Origin of the sequence: Variovorax soli, assembly GCF_031454625.1 — a bacterium.
Classification (GTDB): domain Bacteria; phylum Pseudomonadota; class Gammaproteobacteria; order Burkholderiales; family Burkholderiaceae_C; genus Variovorax; species Variovorax soli_A.
Map to the genome: position 1 here is coordinate 98,655 of NZ_JAVDRF010000005.1, position 21,406 is coordinate 120,060.

At 67.5% G+C, this 21,406-nt stretch carries 21 protein-coding genes and 1 pseudogene; 17 read left to right on the plus strand and 5 right to left on the minus strand.

Annotated elements, in window-relative coordinates; translation table 11 throughout:
• Nucleotides 1–5: 5 nt before the first annotated feature.
• The 6 genes from J2739_RS13290 (at nt 6) to cheZ (ending at nt 5,012) form a co-directional block, all read left to right on the plus strand.
• On the plus strand, nt 6–1,313 hold the full coding sequence (locus tag J2739_RS13290; protein ID WP_309902342.1) for an EAL and HDOD domain-containing protein: 1,308 nt from the start codon (nt 6–8) through the stop codon (nt 1,311–1,313).
• A gap of 95 nt (nt 1,314–1,408) precedes the next feature.
• Nucleotides 1,409–2,233, plus strand: coding sequence for a CheR family methyltransferase (locus J2739_RS13295; protein WP_309902344.1), 825 nt, complete (start codon nt 1,409–1,411; stop codon nt 2,231–2,233).
• Nucleotides 2,230–2,844, plus strand: a complete 615-nt coding sequence (cheD, locus tag J2739_RS13300; protein ID WP_309902346.1) for a chemoreceptor glutamine deamidase CheD — start codon at nt 2,230–2,232, stop codon at nt 2,842–2,844. Before J2739_RS13295 ends, cheD begins: the two co-directional genes overlap by 4 nt.
• Nucleotides 2,841–3,917 carry a protein-glutamate methylesterase/protein-glutamine glutaminase gene (locus J2739_RS13305; RefSeq protein ID WP_309902347.1) on the plus strand — a complete coding sequence of 359 codons (1,077 nt, stop codon included), beginning with the start codon at nt 2,841–2,843 and terminating at the stop codon, nt 3,915–3,917. Before cheD ends, J2739_RS13305 begins: the two co-directional genes overlap by 4 nt.
• A gap of 41 nt (nt 3,918–3,958) precedes the next feature.
• On the plus strand, nt 3,959–4,357 hold the full coding sequence (cheY, locus tag J2739_RS13310) for a chemotaxis response regulator CheY (RefSeq protein WP_106560497.1): 399 nt from the start codon (nt 3,959–3,961) through the stop codon (nt 4,355–4,357).
• 1 nt (nt 4,358) lies between these two features.
• Nucleotides 4,359–5,012 (plus strand): protein phosphatase CheZ, encoded by a 654-nt coding sequence (gene cheZ, locus J2739_RS13315; protein ID WP_309902349.1) that lies wholly within the window; start codon nt 4,359–4,361, stop codon nt 5,010–5,012.
• A gap of 26 nt (nt 5,013–5,038) precedes the next feature.
• Here the strand turns inward: cheZ and J2739_RS13320 are convergent, their stop codons facing one another.
• Nucleotides 5,039–5,410 (minus strand): type II toxin-antitoxin system VapC family toxin, encoded by a 372-nt coding sequence (locus J2739_RS13320; RefSeq protein ID WP_309902351.1) that lies wholly within the window; start codon nt 5,408–5,410, stop codon nt 5,039–5,041.
• The gene (locus tag J2739_RS13325; protein ID WP_309902353.1) at nt 5,397–5,606 is read right to left on the minus strand and encodes a type II toxin-antitoxin system VapB family antitoxin; all 210 of its coding nucleotides are present in this window, start codon (nt 5,604–5,606) and stop codon (nt 5,397–5,399) included. The genes J2739_RS13320 and J2739_RS13325 overlap by 14 nt, the downstream gene beginning before the upstream one ends.
• A gap of 195 nt (nt 5,607–5,801) precedes the next feature.
• Between J2739_RS13325 and flhB the strand changes: the two genes are divergently transcribed.
• Genes flhB through J2739_RS13350 form a run of 5 tightly spaced genes read left to right on the plus strand, consistent with a single transcriptional unit; the run spans nt 5,802 to nt 13,266 of the window.
• The gene (flhB, locus tag J2739_RS13330) at nt 5,802–6,944 is read left to right on the plus strand and encodes a flagellar biosynthesis protein FlhB (RefSeq protein ID WP_309902355.1); all 1,143 of its coding nucleotides are present in this window, start codon (nt 5,802–5,804) and stop codon (nt 6,942–6,944) included.
• A complete protein-coding gene (gene flhA, locus J2739_RS13335; RefSeq protein ID WP_309902357.1) occupies nt 6,941–9,034 on the plus strand; it encodes a flagellar biosynthesis protein FlhA in 2,094 nt (697 codons plus the stop codon). Before flhB ends, flhA begins: the two co-directional genes overlap by 4 nt.
• The gene (gene flhF, locus J2739_RS13340; protein WP_309902359.1) at nt 9,031–11,595 is read left to right on the plus strand and encodes a flagellar biosynthesis GTPase FlhF; all 2,565 of its coding nucleotides are present in this window, start codon (nt 9,031–9,033) and stop codon (nt 11,593–11,595) included. Before flhA ends, flhF begins: the two co-directional genes overlap by 4 nt.
• A 55-nt stretch (nt 11,596–11,650) precedes the next feature.
• Nucleotides 11,651–12,490: a MinD/ParA family ATP-binding protein gene (locus J2739_RS13345; protein ID WP_309902361.1), complete on the plus strand. Its 840-nt coding sequence runs from the start codon at nt 11,651–11,653 to the stop codon at nt 12,488–12,490.
• Between the two features lie 35 nt (nt 12,491–12,525).
• Nucleotides 12,526–13,266, plus strand: coding sequence for an RNA polymerase sigma factor FliA (locus J2739_RS13350; RefSeq protein WP_309902362.1), 741 nt, complete (start codon nt 12,526–12,528; stop codon nt 13,264–13,266).
• Nucleotides 13,267–13,283: 17 nt separating this feature from the next.
• On the opposite strand, the gene J2739_RS13355 is transcribed toward J2739_RS13350, so the two are convergent.
• The gene (locus J2739_RS13355) at nt 13,284–13,463 is read right to left on the minus strand and encodes a hypothetical protein (protein ID WP_309902364.1); all 180 of its coding nucleotides are present in this window, start codon (nt 13,461–13,463) and stop codon (nt 13,284–13,286) included.
• A 152-nt stretch (nt 13,464–13,615) separates the two neighbouring features.
• Here J2739_RS13355 and J2739_RS13360 point away from each other — a divergent pair, with 152 nt between their 5' ends.
• The 5 genes from J2739_RS13360 to J2739_RS13380 all read left to right on the plus strand — a co-directional run bounded on the left by J2739_RS13360 (nt 13,616) and on the right by J2739_RS13380 (nt 18,468).
• On the plus strand, nt 13,616–14,791 hold the full coding sequence (locus J2739_RS13360) for a DUF3182 family protein (RefSeq protein ID WP_309902366.1): 1,176 nt from the start codon (nt 13,616–13,618) through the stop codon (nt 14,789–14,791).
• Complete coding sequence (locus J2739_RS13365; protein WP_309902368.1) at nt 14,791–15,591, plus strand: alpha/beta hydrolase family protein; 801 nt, start codon at nt 14,791–14,793, stop codon at nt 15,589–15,591. The genes J2739_RS13360 and J2739_RS13365 overlap by 1 nt, the downstream gene beginning before the upstream one ends.
• A gap of 134 nt (nt 15,592–15,725) precedes the next feature.
• Nucleotides 15,726–16,172, plus strand: coding sequence for an FHA domain-containing protein (locus tag J2739_RS13370; RefSeq protein WP_309902370.1), 447 nt, complete (start codon nt 15,726–15,728; stop codon nt 16,170–16,172).
• A 128-nt stretch (nt 16,173–16,300) separates the two neighbouring features.
• The gene (locus J2739_RS13375) at nt 16,301–16,741 is read left to right on the plus strand and encodes a hypothetical protein (RefSeq protein WP_309902372.1); all 441 of its coding nucleotides are present in this window, start codon (nt 16,301–16,303) and stop codon (nt 16,739–16,741) included.
• A gap of 248 nt (nt 16,742–16,989) precedes the next feature.
• A complete protein-coding gene (locus J2739_RS13380) occupies nt 16,990–18,468 on the plus strand; it encodes a hypothetical protein (protein ID WP_309902374.1) in 1,479 nt (492 codons plus the stop codon).
• A gap of 110 nt (nt 18,469–18,578) precedes the next feature.
• On the opposite strand, the gene J2739_RS28025 is transcribed toward J2739_RS13380, so the two are convergent.
• A complete protein-coding gene (locus J2739_RS28025; RefSeq protein ID WP_473774981.1) occupies nt 18,579–18,926 on the minus strand; it encodes a sensor histidine kinase in 348 nt (115 codons plus the stop codon).
• Nucleotides 18,927–19,061: 135 nt separating this feature from the next.
• Nucleotides 19,062–20,066 (minus strand): annotated as a pseudogene (locus J2739_RS13385) (sensor histidine kinase); the annotation flags it as partial.
• A 190-nt stretch (nt 20,067–20,256) separates the two neighbouring features.
• Here J2739_RS13385 and J2739_RS13390 point away from each other — a divergent pair.
• Nucleotides 20,257–21,378 carry an ATP-binding protein gene (locus J2739_RS13390; protein ID WP_309902378.1) on the plus strand — a complete coding sequence of 374 codons (1,122 nt, stop codon included), beginning with the start codon at nt 20,257–20,259 and terminating at the stop codon, nt 21,376–21,378.
• The last annotated feature ends 28 nt before the right edge of the window (nt 21,379–21,406 follow it).

The following is a 21,406-nucleotide window of genomic DNA, read 5'->3' on the forward strand; positions in this document are numbered from 1 at the left end:
ACGCCATGCGCTTCGACTTCTTCCGCCGCCAGGAATCCAGCGGCAACGCCATGCCCGCGCACGTGCCCGCCGCCGATGAACGCGACGCCAGCGGCTACGTGACCTACGCCCAGCTGCTCGATGCGGGCAAGCGCGTCATGGGCTATCGGCTCGCCTGGCACGCGGCCGCGCCGGACAAGGCGGCGGACGGCCTCGCGCAGTTCAAGGCGCTCATGACCTGCGTCGGCAAGCATCTCAATGCGCCCAAGACCGGATGGGCCCTCGGACGCACCCTGCTGTTCGTCGATGTCACCGCCGAGTCGATCGTGACCGGAGAGCTGCAGCTGCTTCCGCCCGAGAACGTCGTGCTGTGCGCGACGCTCGAGCTCCTCGTGAACGAGGAGCTTCGGCCCATCGTGCTGTTCCTGCGCGAGCAGGGCTTTCACTTCATGCTCTGCGGCGCCCACGCGCTGCCGCAGGAGGAAGAACTGCGCGCACTCCTGACCCACTTCGACGTGGGCGCAGGCGACCGCGCGCTGGTGGAGCGGCTGCGCGGCGAGCCGCGGCCGGGCCTGCCGCCGCTGCAGCTCATCGTCACGCGCATGGGCGAATGGGAGGACTTCGATGCCGCCGCTGCACAGCAGCTGGAGGTGTTCGTCGACGGACCGCGCCTCCAGCCCGGCGAGGACGACGCGCCCGCCGATGGCGCGCTGCAGCCCGAGTCGATGCTGATCGTGCAACTGATGCAGATGATCCAGCGCAACCAGGACCTGCGCGAGATCGAGGCCGTGCTCAAGCGCGATGCCGCGCTGACCTACCGGCTGCTGCGCTACATCAACTCGCCGGCCATCGGCGCCGGCGTCGAGATCCATTCGATGCGACACGCCGTGACCATGCTCGGCTACGCGCCGCTGTTCCGCTGGCTCTCGGTGCTGCTGGCGATGAGCAACGCCAAGGCGAGTCCGCCCTTCATGATGAAGAAGGCCGTCCTGCGCGGGCGCTTCGTCGAGCTGATGGGAAGGGGCATGCTCCCGGCCTCGGATGCCGACAACCTCTTCGTGGTCGGCATGTTCTCGCTGATCGACCGGCTGCTCGGCGTCTCCATGCAGGAGGTGCTCGGCAAGGTGCAGCTCAGCGAGGCGGTGCAGCAGGCGATCCTGTCGCGCCAGGGTGTGTACGGGCCTTTCCTCGCGCTGGCGGAGAGCTGCGAGGAAGACGGCGCGCGCGCCGCCAGCCTGGCCGAGGCGCTCTTCATGAGTGCCGACCAGGTCAACGCCGCGCACCTGTCGGCGCTGGCCTGGGCCCAGGATCTGGGCCCCGCCGGATCCGCCTGACAGCTGATCCGAGATGCAAGCCTTTTGCGCACTTGTTCGAGGCATTGCAAATGGCGAGCGCTATGTACATTGAAAGCCCTGCACCGGCACCGACCGTGAACTCCGAGTTCCTCTTCACCGACCACGACTTCGCGAAGATCCGCACGCTGATCCATCGCCGCGCAGGGATCGCCCTGGGCGCGCAGAAGCGCCAGATGGTCTACAGCCGCTTGTCGCGCCGCCTGCGCGAGCTGCGGCTGCCCGAGTTCTCGCGCTATCTCGAGATGCTGGAGTCCAACCATGACGGCGAGGAGTGGCAGGCCTTCATCAATTCGCTGACCACCAATCTGACCTCGTTTTTTCGCGAGGCGCATCACTTCCCGGTGCTGGCCGAGCATGCGAAGCGCAGCAAGCAACCGGTCAGCATCTGGTGCGCTGCGGCCTCGACCGGCGAGGAGCCGTATTCGATCGCCATCACGTTGGCCGAGGCACTCGGTGAGCGCGCCTCCACGGCCCGCGTGATCGCCACCGACATCGACACCGCCGTGCTGGCCAAGGCGTCGGCCGGCGTCTTCACGCTGGAGCAGGTCGACCGGTTGCCCGCCGATCGGCTGCGGCGCTTCTTCAACAAGGGCACGGGCGCCAACGCCGGCAAGGTGCGCGTGCGGCCCGAGCTCGCGGCCATGGTCAGGTTCGAGCGGCTCAACCTGCTCGACCCCGGCTGGCCGGTGAAAGAGCCGGTGGACGCGATCTTCTGCCGCAACGTGATGATCTACTTCGACAAGCCCACGCAGAAGCGCATCCTCGACCGCTTCGAGCCGCTGCTCAAGCCCGGCGCGCTGCTGTTCGCCGGGCATTCGGAGAACGCGTCGCTGGTCAGTCCGAACTTCAAGGCGATCGGCCAGACGGTCTACGAAGTGAACCGGAAGTCCAGGCCATGAGCGCCGCCGTCCCAGGCTCCGTCGCCAGCCACCACTACTTCGACCGCGACTTCGATCGGATGGCCGTCAAGCTCCTGCCGTCCGAGTACTACGTCACCGCTGCCGACACCGTCATGACCACGGTGCTGGGCTCCTGCGTCTCGGCCTGCCTGGTCGACCGCGACGCCGGCGTCGCGGGCATGAACCATTTCATGCTGCCGGAGGACGGCGAGCCCGGCAGCATTCGCGGCGAGGCGGAGTCGATGCGCTACGGCGCCTATGCGATGGAGGTGCTCCTCCGCGAGCTGCTGCGGGCAGGCGCACGGCGCGAGCGCCTCCAGGCCAAGGTCTTCGGCGGTGCCGCGGTGCTCGCCCACATGACCACGCTGAACATCGGCGACCGCAATGCCGACTTCGTGCTGCGCTACCTCGAGACCGAGCGCATCACGGTGGCCGCGCAGGACCTGCGCGGCCCGCATGCGCGCCGCGTCTGCCTGCTGCCGCACAGCGGCAAGGCGGTGGTGCGCAAGCTGCGTGCCCAGGGCGAGGTCCAGTCGGTCCAGCGCGAGGAGGGCGAGCTGCTGCGGCGGCTCGCCGTCGCCAACAAGAACACGGGAAGCTGCCTGTCGTGAAGAAGATCAAGGTCCTGTGCGTCGACGATTCGGCGCTGATCCGCAGCGTGATGACCGAGCTCATCAACAGCCAGAGCGACATGACGGTCGTGGGCACCGCGGCCGATCCGCTGGTGGCGCGCGACCTCATCAAGCAGACCCACCCCGACGTGCTGACGCTCGACGTCGAGATGCCGCGCATGGACGGCCTCGAGTTTCTCGAGAAGCTGATGCGCCTGCGGCCGATGCCCGTGGTGATGGTGTCATCGCTGACCGAGCGCGGCTCCGAGATCGCGCTGCGCGCGCTGGAGCTCGGCGCCATCGACTTCGTCACCAAGCCGAAACTGGGCGTGCGCGACGGGCTGATTCACTACACCGAGCTCATCGCCGGCAAGATCCGCGCGGCCGCGCAGGCGCGGCTGCTGCCGCCCCGGCCCGCCGCCACGCGAGCGTCGGCCGAGAGCGCGCAGGAGCCCATGCTGCGCAGCCCGCTGCTGTCCACCGAGAAGCTGATCATCATCGGCGCCTCCACGGGCGGCACCGAGGCCATCCGCGAAGTGCTGCAGCCGCTGCCGCCCGACGCGCCCGCGGTGCTGATCGCGCAGCACATGCCGCCCGGCTTCACGCGCTCCTTCGCGCAGCGGCTGGACGGCCTGTGCCGCATCCATGTGAAAGAGGCCGAGCAGGGCGAGCGCGTGCTGCCCGGCTATGCCTACATCGCGCCCGGCGGCTATCACCTGGCACTGGGCCGCAGCGGCGCCAACTACGTGGCCCAGCTCAACCAGGAGCCGCCGGTGAACCGGCACCGGCCCTCGATCGACGTGCTGTTCGACTCGGCCGCCCGGCATGCGGGCAAGAACGCGATCGGGGTGATCCTCACCGGCATGGGCCGCGACGGCGCGGAGGGCCTGCTGCGCATGAAGCAGGCGGGCGCCCACACGCTGTCGCAGGACGAGGCGAGCTGCGTCGTCTACGGCATGCCGCGCGAGGCGGTGCTGCTCGGCGCCGTCGACGAGGTGTCGCCCCTGAACGAGATGAGCCGCCGCGTGCTCGCACACCTGCGCACCTTCGGCGAGCGCACCAACCGCGTGTGACGCCGGGGCCTTTGAATCTGAACCATGAAGCTGGAGCCATCGTGATCGACAAGAGCATCAAAATTTTGGTCGTGGACGACTTCCCGACCATGCGCCGCATCGTGCGCAACCTGCTGAAGGAGCTGGAGTTCCTCAACGTCGACGAGGCCGAGGACGGCGCCGCCGGCATCGAGAAGCTGCGCGGCGGCGACTTCGGCTTCGTGGTGTCGGACTGGAACATGCCCAACATGGACGGCCTGACCATGCTGAAGACGATCCGCGCCGATCCGGAGCTGGCGAAGCTGCCGGTGCTGATGGTCACGGCCGAGGCCAAGAAGGAAAACATCATCGCCGCGGCGCAGGCCGGGGCCAACGGCTACGTGGTGAAGCCCTTCACCGCGGCCACGCTGGAAGAGAAGCTCAACAAGATCTTCGAGAAACTCCAGAAAGAGAGCGCTTGAGATGAGCGCCAGCACGCCGGACGCCGCGGAAAAAGGCAACACGCACGAAGAGCTCCTCGGCCGTATCGGCCACCTCACGCGGCAGCTGCGCGAGGGCATGCGCGAGCTGGGCCTGGACAAGCAGGTCGAGCGCGCTGCGCAGGCCATTCCCGATGCGCGCGACCGTCTCAGCTACGTGGCCACCATGACCGAGCGGGCGGCCCACCGCGCGCTCAACGCCATCGATGTCGCGCAGCCGATGCAGGAGGCCCTGTCGAACGGCGCCAAGGACCTGAGCCGGCGCTGGGACCAGTGGTTCGCCAACCCGATCGAGCTGGACCAGGCGCGCGGGCTGGTGATGGACACCCGCGGCTACCTGCAGCAGGTGCCCGAGCGCGCCAGCGCCATCAACTCGCAGCTGATGGAAATCATGATGGCGCAGGATTTCCAGGACCTCACGGGCCAGGTCATCAAGAAGATGATGGACGTGGTGAACGAGGTCGAGACGCAGCTGCTGCAGGTGCTGATCGACAACTCGCCGAAGGAGAAGCGGCCGGAGATCGCGGCCGTGCAAGGCAACGGGCTGATGAACGGGCCGCAGATCAAGGCTGACAACCCGGAGGCGGTCACGGATCAGGCGCAGGTGGATGATTTGTTGGAGAGTCTCGGGTTCTGAGGAGCACTCCGGTCCCCCTCAGGGCCTCAATGTGCAGCGAACGCGGCCAGATCCAGTTTGAGTGCCGCCTGCAGAAGGCGTCGATCGCGTGTCCAGAGCTTCGTGCCCACAGCGAGGCGCGTCGCGGCGAGCAGGTGAAGATCGACATAGCCGATTCCGACGCCGAACAGCCGCTCGTTGGCAAGAAACGCCATGACCTCGACATGGCGCGCCAGCGGTATTTCGGGCAAGGCCTGCAACGCGCCGACTGTCTCGTCGCGCCGGGTCAGGCTGCCCAGCGCGATTTCCGCGACGATGTACGGGTGCATGAGGACTTCACCTTCCTCCAGCAGCGATCGCAATCCCGAATCGCCTCGTGCGAGGTGGTCGATCCACACGGATGTGTCAACGAGGACCATCGGCGACTTTTCCCCTGCGTCGAGGCGCTGCCTGAAGCCCCGGCGCACTGCCTCCCAGGCGCGCCAACCGGCGCGCGGCCTCCCTCTGGACGAGCGCTTTGAGCGCTTGTTGAATCAGCGCGGAGTTCTCCTGGATGCCCGTGAACGTTCGAGCTTGAGTGAGCAACTCGTCGTCCAAGGTCACGGTGGTGCGCATCGCATTCTCCTTTTGGAAGTTCCAAACACAGCATCAAATGATGTCGTGTTTGATGCGAAGTATCGCACGGCGAGGAGGCCCTAACGCCCGAGTTGGAGGGCATTCCTGCCCCTCATCAAGTGATTGTCCAGCGCCCCCCGATCGAATAATCAGCCACGACTCGGCGATACCCGTCGATGCTCGCCCGGAGCATGAATGGCTGAAGAAAGCGATCTCGAAAAGACAGAACCGGCCTCGCCGCGGCGCCTCGAGAAGGCGCGCGAGGAAGGCAACGTCGCGCGCTCTCGCGAACTGGCCACCTTCGTTCTGCTCGCCACCGCGGTCGCCGGCCTTTGGTCGATGGCCGAGCCGCTCGGCAGTCACTTTCGTGCTTCGCTCGGCCATGGCCTGCGCTTCGAGCGCGCCGCGGCTTTCGACACCTCTTTCATGCTGACGCAGGCCGGCCTGCTGGCCATGCAGGCGCTGGTCGCGATGGCGCCGCTGATGGGCATGCTCGTGCTGGCTGCGCTGGTGGCGCCGCTGATGCTTGGCGGCTGGCTGTTCTCGACGCAGGCGCTGGGCCCCAAGTTCGACAAGCTCGATCCCATCGCGGGCGTCAAGCGCCTGTTCTCCACGCAGTCCCTCGCCGAGCTGTTCAAGGCGCTGGCCAAGTCGCTGCTGATCGGCGGGGTGGCCTGGCTGGTGATCAGGGACGGCCTGGACCAGGTCAATGCGCTGATGGCCCAGTCCGAGCGCGCCGCGCTGCCGCAGATGATCCTGCTGGTGGCGCGCAACTGCGCGCTCATCACCGCCGCGCTGCTGCTGATCGCGATGGTGGACGTGCCCTGGCAGCTGTGGAGCTACTACCGCAAGCTGCGCATGTCGCGCGAGGACCTGCGCCAGGAGCACAAGGAGAGCGAGGGCGACCCCCACATCAAGGCGCAGATCCGCCGCCAGCAGCAGCAGATGGCGAAGCGCCGGATGATGTCCGAGGTGCCCAAGGCCGACATCGTGGTCACCAACCCCACGCACTTCGCGGTGGCCCTCAAGTACGTCGACAGCGACATGCGCGCGCCGCGCGTGGTGGCCAAGGGCACGGACCGCGTGGCCGAGCGCATCCGCGAGATTGCCAAGGAGAACAAGGTCGCGATCCTCGAGGCGCCGCCGCTCACGCGCGCGCTCTACAAGCACACCCGCCTGGGCGACGAGATTCCCACCGGCCTCTACACCGCGGTGGCCGAGGTGATGGCCTGGGTCTACCAGCTCAAGCGCTGGCACGCGGAGGGTGGCGATGCGCCGCGCACGCCGGGCGACCTGCCCATTCCCCAGGACCTCCAATACACGCCGAACGCCGCATGAACGCGATCGCCACCTTCCTGCGCCTGCCGCCGCAGAGCCTCTCGGGCGCCCAGATGAAAGGCCTGGCCGGTCCCATCCTCATCATCATGATCCTGAGCATGATGGTGCTGCCGCTGCCGGCCTTCCTGCTCGACCTGCTGTTCACCTTCAACATCGCGATGTCGGTGATGGTGCTGCTGGTCAGCATGTACACCATGAAGGCGCTGGACTTCGCGGCTTTCCCGGCGGTGCTGCTGTTCTCCACGCTGCTGCGGCTGTCGCTCAACGTGGCCTCCACGCGGGTGGTGCTGATGCAAGGGCACACGGGGCCCGATGCCGCCGGCAAGGTGATCGAGGCCTTCGGCCACTTCCTGGTGGGCGGCAACTTCGCGGTCGGCGTGATGGTCTTCATCATCCTGGTGCTGATCAACTTCATGGTCATCACCAAGGGCGCGGGCCGCATCGCCGAGGTCGGCGCGCGCTTCATGCTCGACGCCATGCCCGGCAAGCAGATGGCGATCGACGCCGACCTCAACGCCGGCCTGATCGGCGAGGACGTGGCGCGCAAGCGGCGCACCGAGGTCGCGCAGGAGGCCGACTTCTACGGCTCCATGGACGGCGCCAGCAAGTTCGTGCGCGGCGACGCCGTCGCCGGCCTGCTGATCATGGTGATCAACATCATCGGCGGTCTGGTGGTGGGCGTGGTGCAGCACGGGCTGGACTTCTCGACGGCCGGCAAGACCTACACGCTGCTGGCCATCGGGGACGGCCTGGTGGCGCAGATCCCGGCGCTGGTGATCTCGACCGCCGCCGGCGTGATCGTCTCTCGCGTGACCACCGACGAGGACGTGGGACGCCAGCTCACCGGCCAGCTGTTCTCCAACCCGCAGGTGCTGTTCCTCACGGCCGCGATCATCGGCCTGATGGGCATGATCCCCGGCATGCCGAACGTGGCCTTCCTGCTGATCGCGGGCGGCCTCGTGGGGTTCGGCCGCCGGCTGCTGCTGCGCGCGCCGCAGCAGGCCGAGCAGGCGGCCGCCGCCAAGGCCGCGGCCGCCGCACCGGCGCCGGAGGCCACCGAAGCCACCTGGGACGACGTGGCCCTGGTCGACCCGCTGGGCATGGAAGTCGGCTACCGGCTGATCCCGCTGGTGGACCAGTCGCAGCAGGGCGAACTGCTGGGCCGGATCAAGAGCATCCGCAAGAAGATCGCGCAGGAGCTGGGCTTTCTCGTGCCGGTGGTGCACATCCGCGACAACCTCGAGATCCAGCCCAACAGCTACATCATCAGCCTGAAGGGCGTGGCGATCGGGCGCGGCGAGGCCTATCCCAACCAGTGGATGGCGATCAACCCCGGCCAGGCCACTGGCACGCTGCCCGGCACGCCCACGCAGGACCCGGCCTTCGGCCTGCCCGCGGTGTGGATCGACGCCAGCCAGCGCCAGCAGGCGCAGGTGTTCGGCTACACGGTGGTCGACGCCTGCACGGTGATGGCCACGCACCTCAACCATTTGATCCAGACCCACGCGGCCGAGCTGCTGGGCCGCCAGGAAGTGCAGCAGCTGCTCGACCAGGTCGGCAAGACCGCGCCCAAGCTCACCGAGGACCTGGTGCCCAAGGTGCTGACGCTCAGCACGCTGCACAAGGTGCTGCAGAACCTGCTCGAGGAAGAGGTGCCGATCCGCGACATGCGCACCATCCTCGACGTGATGGCCGAGCACGCGCCGACCGTGAAGGACGCCACCGAGCTGACCTCGCTCACGCGCCTGGCGCTGGGCCGCGCCATCGTGCAGCAGCTGTTCCCGGGCGACGCCGAGCTGCAGGTGCTCGGCCTCGACCCCACGCTCGACGGCATGCTGCAGCAGGCGCTGACCAGCAACAGCGGCATCGAGCCGGGCCTGGCCGACAACCTGCTCGCGCAGACCCAGGCCGCGATGGCACGCCAGGAGCAGATGGGCCTGGTGCCGGTGCTGGTGGTGCAGCACCCGCTGCGCGTGCTGCTCTCGCGCTTCCTGCGGCGCAGCCTGCCGCAGCTCAAGGTGCTCTCGCATGCCGAGATCCCTGATTCCCGCCACATCAAGATCACCGCCACCATCGGAGGAAGAGTTTGAACATCATCACGGACGTGCGCAGCGCCGCACGGAAGTTCGTCGCCGCCACCAGCCGCGAGGCGCTGCGGCTGGCCCGCGAAGCACTGGGCTCGGAGGCGATGGTGCTGACCAACCGCGTCGTCGCGGAAGGGGTCGAGATCGTCGCCATGGCGCCGGAGGAGATGGAGCAGGTGGCGGAGCACGCGGCGCCTGCCGCGATGGCCGGGCCCGTCGCATCTGCTGCAATGCAGGCGCCGGTGGCCTCGGCGGCGAACCCCGCGCCCGCCCCCAGGCCTGCCGCCGCAGTGCCTGCGCCGGTGCCGACCGCCGCGATGCCCGCTCCGATGCCGGTGCCTTCGATGCCGCCGATGCCTTTCATGCCCTCCGTGCCCTATCGCCCCGCGGTGCCCGTCACGCCCTTGCTGCAGCAGGCCATGTCCGCTGCGCCCACCATGACTTTCGCAGCCGCGGCTGAAGCACCGGCGGCTGCGACGCCGCATGCCGACCCGGTGCTCAGCGAGCTTCACTCCATGCGCGGCATGATCGAGGAGCAGCTGGCCACCGTGGTCTGGAACGACCGCCAGCGCCGCGACCCGATGCGCGGGCGCCTGCTGCGCACGCTGCTGGGCGCCGGCTTCAGTGCCCGCCTCGCCAAGGCCATGCTGGAGCATCTGCCGGCCAACCAGAGCTACGCCCAGGGCATGGCCTTCGTGCGCTCGGAGCTGATCCGCACCCTGCCGGTGATGGACGACGAGGATGCGCTGCTCGCCGAGGGCGGCGTCTATGCGCTGATGGGCCCCACCGGCGTCGGCAAGACCACCACCACCGCGAAGCTTGCGGCGCGCTGCGTGATGCGCTTCGGGGCCGACAAGCTGGCGCTGGTCACCACCGACAGCTACCGGATCGGCGCCTACGAGCAGCTGCGCATCTACGGCCAGATCCTCAACGTGCCGGTCTATGCGGTGAAGGATGCGACCGACCTGCAGCTGGTGCTCAATGACCTGCGCAACAAGCACATGGTGCTGATCGACACCGTGGGCATGAGTCAGCGCGACCGCGCCGTCTCGGAGCAGATTGCCATGCTCGGCAGCAGCGCGCGGCCGGTGAAGCGGCTGCTGCTGCTCAATGCCACCAGCCATGGCGACACCCTCAACGAGGTGGTCCATGCCTACCGCCACGGGGACGCCGGCAGCGGCAATGCGCTGGCCGGCTGCATCTTCACCAAGGTGGACGAGGCCACGCACCCGGGGGCGCTCATCGACACGGTGATCCGCCACCGGCTGCCGGTGCACTACGTCTCCAGCGGCCAGAAGGTCCCGGAGAACCTGGCGCCGGCCGACCGCGCCGCGCTGGTCGACAGCGTGTTCCAGGCCAAGGCGCCGAGCGCGCTCTTCGTGCCTGGCGAGAGCGACCTGCAGGACCGGCCGGCGCCCGCCGAGGGTGCATCGCAGGTGGCGCAGGCGCAAGCCGAGACCGAGCGCCTTCGGAGGAAATACCAGCAGCTCATCGATGCCATGGCTCACGATGCGCAGGAGGTGGCCTGGGCCTCTAAGGCGCTCGCCGATGCCGACCTGGGCTTCGACGCGGCGCGCGAGCTGTGGCGCATGGCAGGCGACGAGAACGTGCTGCACAAGTCGGTGCTGCAATCCTTGAAGGCCCATGCCTGGAGCGAGATCGCCACCGGCTGCGACCGCCATGTGCTGGCGCTCGGCGGGCAGCTCGGCCTCAAGTCGAACGAGGGCGGCGATGCCTTTGCATGCGAGGGCAGTCTGCTCTTGTCGGACCGCGACGGCCGGCCCCTGGCCGCGCCCAATCAGTGGCTTTCCACCGCCGGCGCACGCACGGCCGGCGAGGCGGCGCGCAAGCCCGGGCAGCGCCCGCTGCAATGGCTGGCCCAGCAGGATTTCGGCAAGCCGGTCGTCCACCTGCTGCCGCGCCTGCCCACCCTCGAGTTCATGGGCGGCATGCAGGCCCGCGGGCTGGGCTGGCTGGCGCGTGCGCCGGGCTCGACCGCCATCGCCGACGCGGCCGCCGGCCGCGGCAGCACCCTGGCGCGGCTGGCGCTGGACTTCGGCGAGCCGCATGCCGTGCGCTTCAAGGGCAAGCCGGCGCTGCAGGCCGAAGCGCATGCCGAGGTGCTGCTGCGCGGCGAGCACGGCCTGCCGATGTTGCGCTGCGTGGTGACGCGCGTGATGGAGCCCAAGACCCGCAAGATCCTCGCGCAGGCCTATCTGCTGTCGAACATCGGCGTCGAGGTCGGCGCCGCGCAGCTCGCGCGATGGCAGGCCTGGGCCGTCGAGGCCGAGCCCTGCTTCCGCCTGATCCGGCAAGGCCTCCAACTCGTGGGTGGCTTGGGCGAGCTGGGCGACCCGCAGATGATGAAGCGCGTGCTGATCGCCGGGCAGGCGAGCACCACCGTGTGGCGCCTGCTGCAGGCCCAGGGCGAATGGGCAGGACGGACGCGCGTGCTGCTGAGCCAGCTGACGGGGCGGCGCCTGCGGCCCGACCGCACGCCGTCCGGCAACGTTCTCTACGAAGGCGTGGCCAAGCTGTTCCTGCTGCTGGAGGCGCTGGGCACATGAATCGAAGAGCCCCTCGCGGGACGAATGCCGCAGCGCGCAGCGCGGAGGATGCGCAGTGAGCAGCAAGGTGGTCTCGGATCAGGCCGACGGCCTGCGCCGCCTGCTGGCGCAGACGCGCACCCGCGTGCTCGCCTTCGCGAGCATGGGACGCGGCGTGGGCGTCACCAGCGTGGCGATGAACCTGGGCGCGGCCCTGGCCTGCCAGGGCAGGGACGTGCTGCTGCTCGACGAGCATGGCACGGGCGCCGGGACGGCCTGCGCCGCCTGGGGCATCGACGCCGCAGGCACGCTGGCCGACGTGGCCGCCGGACGTCGCAGCCTGCAGGGCGCGGCGGCGCATGCGCCCTGTGGTGTCGAGGTGCTGCCGGCGGTGCCGCGCACGCCTGCCGGCTGTCGCGACCCGCGCACGCTGTGGCAGGGCGACCTCATCCTGGTCGATGCCGCGCTCGACCGCGAAGGCCGGCTCTCCGCGCTGGCCGAGGCGGCCGACGAGCTGGTGCTGGTGATGCAGCCGCATGCCGCCTCCATCACCGCCACTTACGCCGGTATCAAGCACTTGCATTACGCGCACGCGCTGCGGCAGCTTCGCTTTCTGGTCAACGGCGTGGCCGAGCCCGCGGCGGCGCAGCAGGTCGCGCGCAACCTGGCCCAGGCGGGCAGCCGCTACCTCGCGGTCTCGCTGCAGCCCGCCGGCTGGGTGCGGGCCGAGCCCCACATGGCCGACGCCAGGCGCTTGCGCCGCACCGTGGTCGAGGCTTATCCGGGCAGCCCGGCGGCGGCCGACTGCCGTCGCATCGCCGATGAGATGGGCCAGTGGCCCTGGCGACCGGGCGCGAGCCTGGCGCCGCAAACCGCGCCCGGCATGCCGGGCAAGAACACCGCCGCGGCCTGCTGACGCCACGGCCATTTGCAGAAGGAAAAAGGACCACCGTGTACACCGCACAGGGAACCATTGAAAAGTCCCATCTGCTGAAGCAGCACCAGCCGATGGTGCGCCGCATGGCGCTGCAGATGCTGGCCAAGCTGCCGGCCAGCGTGGAGCTCGACGACCTGATCCAGGCCGGCATGATCGGCCTGCTCGATGCGTCGACGCGCTACCAGGACAACCGCGGCGCGCAGTTCGAGACCTTTGCCAGCCAGCGCATCCGCGGCGCCATGCTCGACGAGCTGCGCGCCAACGACTGGGGCTCGCGCGGGCTGCGCCAGTCCGCGCGCAAGGTCGAGGCCGCGGTCCAGGCGCTGGAGCACCGGCTCGGCCGCGCGCCCACCGAGGGCGAAATTGCGAAGGAACTCAAGATGACGCTGGAGGCCTACCAGGGCCTCCTGCAGGAGATCCAGGGCTGCCAGCTGCTCTACGTCGAGGACTTCTCTGCGGACGGCGAGGGCGACAGCCCCTTCCTGGACCGCCATGCGGGCGAGGCGCGCAGCGAGCGCGGTGGCGAGGGCGACGATCCGCTGGCCCAACTGCTGGAGAGCGGCTTTCGCCACCAGCTGGTGGACGCCATCTCCGGCTTGCCGGAGCGCGACCGGCTGCTGCTCAACCTCTACTACGAGGAGGAGCTCAACCTGCGCGAGATCGGCGCCATCCTCGAGGTGAGCCAGTCGCGCGTGTGCCAGCTGCACAGCCAGGCGATCAGCCGCCTGCGGGCGAAGCTCCAGGATCTGCTCTGAGCCTCAGCGCCCGTCGATCAATGCCCCCCGCCCGGCCCGCCCCGCCTCGCCTGCGCCTGGTTTCCGGCCCCGGCCTTGCTCTCGCGGTCGCTGCGGCTCTCGGGGGTGCGCTTCGGTTCGTTGCGCTGGGTGGTGGGCTGGTGGCCGGCCTTGTTGTGCTCGGTCTGCCCCTTGCGGTCGTTCTGCGAATTCGACATGCGGACTCCTTGCGAATGAACGGACATGCGTTCATGTAGCGCCGGGTCCCGAGCGCATCCACCCGACCGGCTTCGGCTCGCCTTGTAGGAAAACGTCGCAAGCAGGGTCCCAGGGTTTGATTTCCGCCGCGTCATCGCCCAGCATGGCTGGCATGGTCACACCCATCTTCAGCGCGCTGCCCGGCGGAGCCCAGACGCTCCCCGGTGAAGGGGCCGTGCTCGGCGAGCCGGACCTCGAAGGAACCGTGGTCGCGCTGACGGCGGACCACCATGCCTACGCCAGCGAGCACGAGCGCGCGACCCGCGCCCAGATCGCCTGGCGGCTGGCCCGGCTCAAGAAGTCCCGCTTCGAAGGCGAGTACGACAGCGCGCGCAGCTATGCCGCGCCGGTGTACTTCGTGCCCAGCGACACGCTGGTCGGCGACGCACTGCCCAGCGCACTCGGCATTGCGAGCCATCACGCCTTGTTCGGCGGGGTGGTGCCCCATCCCTTCGTGCTGACCAAGGCGCTGGTTCATCCGCTGGTCGATCCGGCCGCGGCGGCGCCGCCCGGGTGGAGCCACGCCTTCGCCGGCCAGGTCGCCCACGCCGTGCTGCAGGGCTTCTCGGTCTTCGCCCGCGAGGACGCGAGCCGCGCCGGCCTGCGCCTGCTGGAACAGGGCGCGGTGCGCGTCAAGCCGGTGCGTGCCACCGGTGGCCGCGGCCAGACGGTGGTGCGCGACCGGCACGCGCTGGAGGAATGCCTCGCGGCCATGGATGCGGCGGAAATCGCCGAGCATGGCCTGGTGCTGGAAGAGAACCTGGAGCAGCCCGTCACCTACAGCGTGGGCCAGGTGCATGTGGGCCGGGCCATCGCCAGCTATTACGGCTGCCAGCGCCTGACGACCGACAACCACGGCCACAAGGTCTACGGCGGCTCGGACCTCACCGTGGCGCGCGGCGGCTTCGACGCGCTGCTCACGCTGAGCTTTCCCGAGGAGATCCGGCTGGCGGTGGAGCAGGCGCGCAGTCTGCATCGCGCCGTCGCGGGCGCCTTCCCGGGCTTCTTCGCCTCGCGCATCAACTACGACGTGGCGCAGGGCACCAGCAGCGCCGGGCGCTGGTGTTCCGGCGTGCTGGAGCAGTCCTGGCGCGTCGGCGGCGCGAGCGGCGCCGAGATCGCGGCGCTCGAGGTCTTCGAGGAGCAGCCCGAGCGCGGCGTGGTCAACGCCTCCTGCTTCGAGGTCTATGGCGACGGCGTGGTGCCGCCGCCCAATGCGTGCGTGTACTTCAGCGGCGTGGATGCCTCCATCGGCCCGATCACGAAGTACACCGTGGTCGAGCCCTGATGCCCACGCGACATGCCTTGATCGACATCCCCGTCGACGGCGTGCACATCGCCGGCACGCTGGTCGCGGCCTCGACCATGGTCCCCGGCGTGCTCCTCGTGCACGGCTGGGACGGCAGCCAGCAGCAGGACATCGCCTTGGCCCACGAACTGGCTGCGCTGGGCTGCATCTGCCTGACCTTCGACCTGCGCGGCCACGCGCGCCACGTCGCGCAGCGCGAGGCCGTCACGCGCGAGGACAACCTGCGCGATGTGCTGGCCGCCTACGACACGCTGGTCGGCCATCCGGCCGTGGACCCCAATGCCGTCGCCGTCATCGGCAGCAGCTACGGCGGCTATCTCGCGGCCGTGCTGACCTCGCTGCGCCCGGTGCGCTGGCTGGGCCTGCGCGTGCCGGCCATCTACCGCGACGAGAACTGGGAGCAGCCGAAGCGGCGGCTCAACGGCGACGACCTCACGCTGTATCGCCAGACCACCATCGAGCCCGAGAAGAACCGCGCGCTCGCGGCCTGCGAAGACTTCTTCGGCGACGTGCTGATCGTCGAATCGGAGAACGATGTCATCGTGCCCCACCCGGTGATCGAGAACTACCTGGCGGCCTTCAGGTTCGCGCGCTCCGTGAGTCACCGCGTGATGGCCGGTGTCGACCACGCGATGTCGAAGAAGGTGTGGCGACAGGCCTACGTGCAGATCGTGGTGGCCTGGATGACCGAAATGCGCCTGGCCGCGAAGGCCGAGGAGAACGCGCGGCCGCGGCAGCAGGCCCAGCGCTACGAGGCCTGGCCCAGCACAAGCGCCTGAGCGCCCGTGCGCCATGCGCACGCCGCGCAAAAGCGCGAAATTTTTAATACGCCTGTTTGCTGCGGCCCCTTCAGGAATCGCGGAACTGAGCCGAAAAGCACTCAGAGCCAATCAAACAGCGAGCCACACACAACATGTCCAGACTCATCATCCTCGCCCGGCACGGCAGCGTCAGGCAGGTCAACATCCAGGGCCCCGTCACCACCATCGGCCGCGATCCCGAATGCGACGTGCAGATCGACAGCCTCGGCGTCAGCCGGCGCCACGCCACCATCCACTGGACCGGCGACCGCTTCGTGCTCACCGACCTGGCGAGCTTCAACGGCACCTTCGTCAACAACGAGCGCATCTGGGCGCATGCGCTGCAGAACGGCGATGCGATCACCATGGGCGAGTGCCAGCTGCGCTTTCTCTACAGCTCGAGGGCCCTGCCCGGCGAGGATGCGCTGCGCCTGGTGACGCGCGCCGACGACCTGCATGAGCTTCACGCCGGGCGCGAGCGCAGCGACTGGGCGGCCTTCTTCCGACGCGGCAGGGCCACGGGCAGCCGCAGCGGGGCGGTTGCGCATCACCATCGTTAGTGGCGGTCTCTCCATCCATGCGGGCCGTCCCTTGGCGGTGGGCCGGAACCTCGAAGCGGCAGGGGTTACGTACAAGAACAACAACCACCCAGAGGGCGGCGCCGCATGGCGGAGCCGCTTACCGCTTCATGTCCGCCATCGAATCCTTGTTGGGTCCCCTGCCGGAGGGGAACGCCGGCGCATCGGTCCACGCACCACGCACGCTGCTCGTCGGCAGCGATGTCCTGATCCATCTCCAGGAAGACGAAAGCCGCGAGGAGGTCACCCTCTACAGCGTGCCGGGCTCGATGCAGGAGGTCGCCTGGCTGGCCGAACGCACCGAAGCATGGGTGCACGTGCTGCCCCATCCCGCGCATGAACAGGCCGCGTGCGCGCTCATCGTCAATCCGGCAACCCGCGAGGTCTTTCTGTCGGACACCTGGCCGCGGGCGGCGCTCGATCTGGTCACCTTGGGCAACGAGTTGAATGCTCATGCGCAGCGGCATCGCTTGTGGCACTGCATGCTGCAGGTGCCGGACGATGAGGGCGGCGAAGGGCCTGCTTCTCCTGAAAGGCCGAACGCTCCATGAGGAACAGCACTTCCAGATATCAGATCAATGCTTGCCTTCAGCCCCTTTCGGTTCTGAATTCGCCCGGTGCCACATCCGTTCAACCCGATGGAGTTGGAGAGCGTCATCCCCAGGGTGGCCGCACACCTGCATATCTCCAGGCGACAACTCTGCCGAATGTCGAGCAGGTCGTGTTCAGAAGACAGCACGACTATCCACCGGAACTCCCACACTATTCGCCGGTCTTTAACACGGCGCTTCCGCCTTTCATGGACAAGTATGTCCAGGGCCGCAAGGGATTGGACGTCTATGAAATAGCGCCATTCGACTCGCAGACCGCAACTATCCAGGCGCAGGCCAATCCTCCGCCGCACAGCGCGCAGGCGGGAGATGACAATGCTTCGTTCGGCAAGCGGGCGTGGCCATTCGCCGGGGAAGAGTCATCCGACGGGCTGATCGGCTTGCATTGCTCTTCGGTCGCACTCGGAGCGGTCTTTCATGCGAACGAGCCTCAGAAGCGGCTGATGTCATCGCAGCACGCGCAAGAGCAGATCTCCAATGCTTCGCAGGCCATCTGCGATCTGGGCGCATCGCAGGCTGTGGGCGAAGTGCTCAGGCCGTCGCGGCAGTCGCAGAAGCGAGACCTTGACGTCGCGGGACTGCCGGACGGTCACGACCTCGTCACCATTCGAATAGCGGACGATAGAGCCGAGCCTGCGGCCGCAAAGCTCACGCCTGGCGATCCGTTGCATGAAAGCGGGATCGATCTGAGTTTTCAAAACTTGACAAAGGCGTTGAAGGAGCTATTGAGCAGGCGAAAGAGGAAGAGCCGCCTACTTCTCAAACTGGTGAAGAAGGACTCCTTCCTTGACATGATCGAGTGCGTTCGGGATCTGGATTCCCAAAAGCGCTTGCAGCTCTTGGCGATATCGCGGCGCTGGAAAAATCCTCGGACACTGGAGGATGAACGTAACCCTGGAGCGTCACAGCTGATGGCCGTGCTGTACCTGTTCACGCGTGGCACGCCGGAAGATACATCTGAACTGATGGAACTTCTTCCTTTCAACTGGCCGCCCACGCTGGACGACAAAGTGCGTCAGGATTGCTTGAATTTCAGGAGAGATTTGGTCAGTCCGCGAATTCTTAGGTTCGACAAGCTGTACACGCAACTGGTCAAGCGTTATGGCCCCTCGCCATCGGAAGTCTTTGAGCGATCGGGAACCTTGGTGCAGCACTCGCGGCGGCCAGAACTCCAGAGGTCAATCTCGGCGCTTGCGGCGAGCAACAAGGCCCCTCTTCGCTTTGGTGGCGACAGCATCACGTTGGACTTGAGCAAATTTTTGCAAGCAGTGCAAGGCCTTGCGCCGACGCAGCGCCAACCCGCTCTCTTGGAGTTGAAAACGCTTGACTCCTTCGAGGATATGGTCGAATTCGTGAAGGAGTTGGCTCCCGAAAAATGCCGCAGTCTGCTCCACATGTCGCAAAATTGGCGTGAAGGTTTGAATGGAATTGAGACCGATCTGAACGCATCCCAACTGATGGCGATCCTGCTTCTGTTCGGTCGCTATTCCCCTACCCGCGACAGGTGGGTTGAGTTCTGCGACTTGCTGCCTCCCGCTTGGCCGCCTGCCATCAACGATGATCTGCGGAAGACTTGTTTGGACTGGCGCGCCGCTTTGGCCAGACAAACAGATAGTTCATCGAGAAGGAATATGCTTGCGGCGCTGAATGCGCACTATGGCACGTAGACGAAGACTCTTCGGCGCAGCAAGTCGAACAGGATGTCGAAGTTGAGCGCGCCGTTGAAACGATCATGCTTCCGCGGGAAGACTGAGGCCGCGCCCTAGCGGCCGGGCATCTACGCGGCCGCCTTGGGAAGGTAAACGCTGAAGCTCGTGCCGGACCCGGGCGCGGAGTCGACCCGAATGTGACCGCCGTGCCGTTCGACGATCTTCTTGCAGATGGCCAGGCCCATGCCGGTGCCTTCGTAGAGGTCCTGGGCATGGAGTCTTTGAAAGATGACGAAGATGCGCTCGAAGTGCTCGGGCGCGATGCCGATGCCGTTGTCGCGCACGGTAACGATCCAGTTCGCCTCGTCCTCCGACGCGCTGATGCGGACCCTCGGACGGACGCCCGGGGCTGTGAACTTGATGGCGTTGCCGATGAGGTTCTGGAACACCTGCATCAAGCCGGTGGGCTCGCCCATCACCTCCGGAAGGGGGCCGCGCTCGATGACCGCGCCGGATCGTTCGATCGCGTTGGCAAGATTCGCCAGCGCGTCGTCGAGCACGCCGTCCAGCCGAAGCTGCTTCAACGGAACGGACGAGCGCTCTGTCCTTGAGTAGAGCAGCAGGTCATCGATCAGGCGCTTCATGCGCTCGGCGCCGCCCGCGATGTAGTCGATGAAGTCCCGGGCGTCGCTGTCGAGCCGGTCGCCGTAGCGGCGCCGCAGCAGTTCGGAATAGCTGCTCATCATCCGTAAAGGCTCGAAGAGGTCGTGCGAAGTCACGTAGGCGAACTGCTTGAGCTCGTCGTTGGCGCGCGTGAGCGCGGCGACTTCCTGCCGGATGGTGTCGTCGCGCACCTCCCGGGTGGTAACGACCAGCATCCACCGCCCGTCCACGCGAATCGCCTGCTGATGTTCTTCGGTCAGGGCCTGGGTGTCCGTGCGCGAGCCGGCAGCCGGCGCCATGCGGCGCCGCGGCAGCGGCCAGAGGGCGATCGCGTCGTCGTACTCGCGCTCCAGCTCCTCGCGCGTCCTGCCATCGGACCAGAGCATCCATGGCGGAACCTGCAGAAGGTCATGCCGCGTCATGCCGTGATGGCGACAGGCCGCCTCGTTGCAGTCGATGTGCTGCATGCGCCCGCGATCGACAATGAGCATGCAATCATGGCTCGAGTCGAATGCCTGGGACAGCAGTGTCGAGCGGAATTGCTCCTTCTTCTGATCGGTGATGTCGCGCGTGGCGACGACCATCAGCCACCGGTCGCCGACGCGCAGGGCGGTCTGCGTGACTTCCGCCTCCATGAACGAGCCATCGGGCAGCCGATAGCGCTGTTCGCTGGACAGCGAACGCGGGAATGCCTTGATGACTTCGTCGAAGAGGGCTTCGTAGGAGGCCTGGGTGCCGCCCTCCATGTGGGACCAGGGCGGTGTTCCGAGCAGCGCGTCCCGCGAATGGCCGATGCGCTTCGCGGCGGCAGCATTGAGATCGACGAGGCGCAGCGAGCGGCGATCCACGACTTCGATGCCATCGCCGCTTTGCTCCAGCGCAGCCCTTGCCCAGTCGAGCGGGGCGGCGCTGGAGCCTGGAGGCGATTCGGCGATCTCGGTATGGTTGTCCATGGGTTGGCGGCTGGATGCGTGCCGTGACAGAGGACACGGCCATCATACAGGCGCGAACTGCTCGCGCACTCCGACTTCAGGACTAGGTCCGGAGGTCGAGCGCTATGCTAATGCGCCTCGAATCCAGCAGACGCATCTGCGCGGAGAGGGTTTGTTGACGTCCACTCCGCCGCCGTGCTAAAGCGAAGCCATGAATCCCGACTTTGCCTCCGCACTCGACCTGAACGACGATGCCGTCTTCCTGATCGACCGGGCTTCGATGAAGCACCTCGAAGTGAACCAGGCGGCGTGCAGCCTTCTGGGCCTCTCGCGTGAGGCGCTCATGGCGCGGCGCCCCAACGAGACGAGCCGATCCCTCGGAGACTTGGAGCATCTCGGCAGCCTGTACGACCAGGTGATCGCCCAGTCGCCCGGGGCGCGGACGGCCGAGTGGGTGGTGGAGCGGGCGGAGGGCCGCACGTGTGTCTGCGAAGTCAGGCACCGGGCCATCCGGCAGGCGGACCGATGGGTGATCGTGACAATGCTGCGCGACATCACCGAACGCCAGCAGGCGGCGGCCCGGATCGAACTGCTGGAGGCCGCACTGAGAAAGGCCGAGGAGGAAATCCGGTTCAAGGCCACGGCGCTGGCGCGAGCCGACGAGGAATTGAAGCAGTTCGCCTACATCACGTCGCACGACCTCACAGAGCCGCTTCGTACGATCGCGAGCTATACCCGCTTGCTGGAGCGGCGCCATGCACCGCAGCTCGACGAGGATGCGCGGGAGTTCATGGCGTACATCGTCGAAGGGGTGCAGCGCATGAAGGCGATGATGGACGATCTGCTCGCCTTTTCGAGGGCAGGCTGGCGCGAGGTGCCGATGCACGCGCTGCCGCTGGATTTGGCTGTGGACAACGCGCTGGCCAGCCTCGCGCCTGTCATTCAGCGATCGCACGCAACGGTCGAGCGCGAACCGCTTCCCACGATCCTTGGCGACGCGGTGGCCATGACGCAGGTGTTCCAGCACCTGATCGGCAATGCCCTGACCTTTCAGGCGGAAGGGACCGCGCCGCACGTGAAGGTGGCCGCGAGGGATGAAGGCGCGGAGTGGGTCGTCGAAGTCCGGGACAACGGCATCGGGATCGAGCCGCAGTATTTCAAGAGGATCTTCATGATCTTCCAGAAGCTCCACCCGCGGGACCGTTCCGAAGGCACGGGCATCGGGCTGGCGATCTGCAAGAAGGTGGTGGAGCGCCACGGAGGGCGCATCACGGTGGTGTCGGAGTTGGGGCGGGGGGCGACGGTTGAGGTTCATTTGCCGAAGCCTGGATAGCCTGGCAGAGCCGAGGCTGATATTCGGG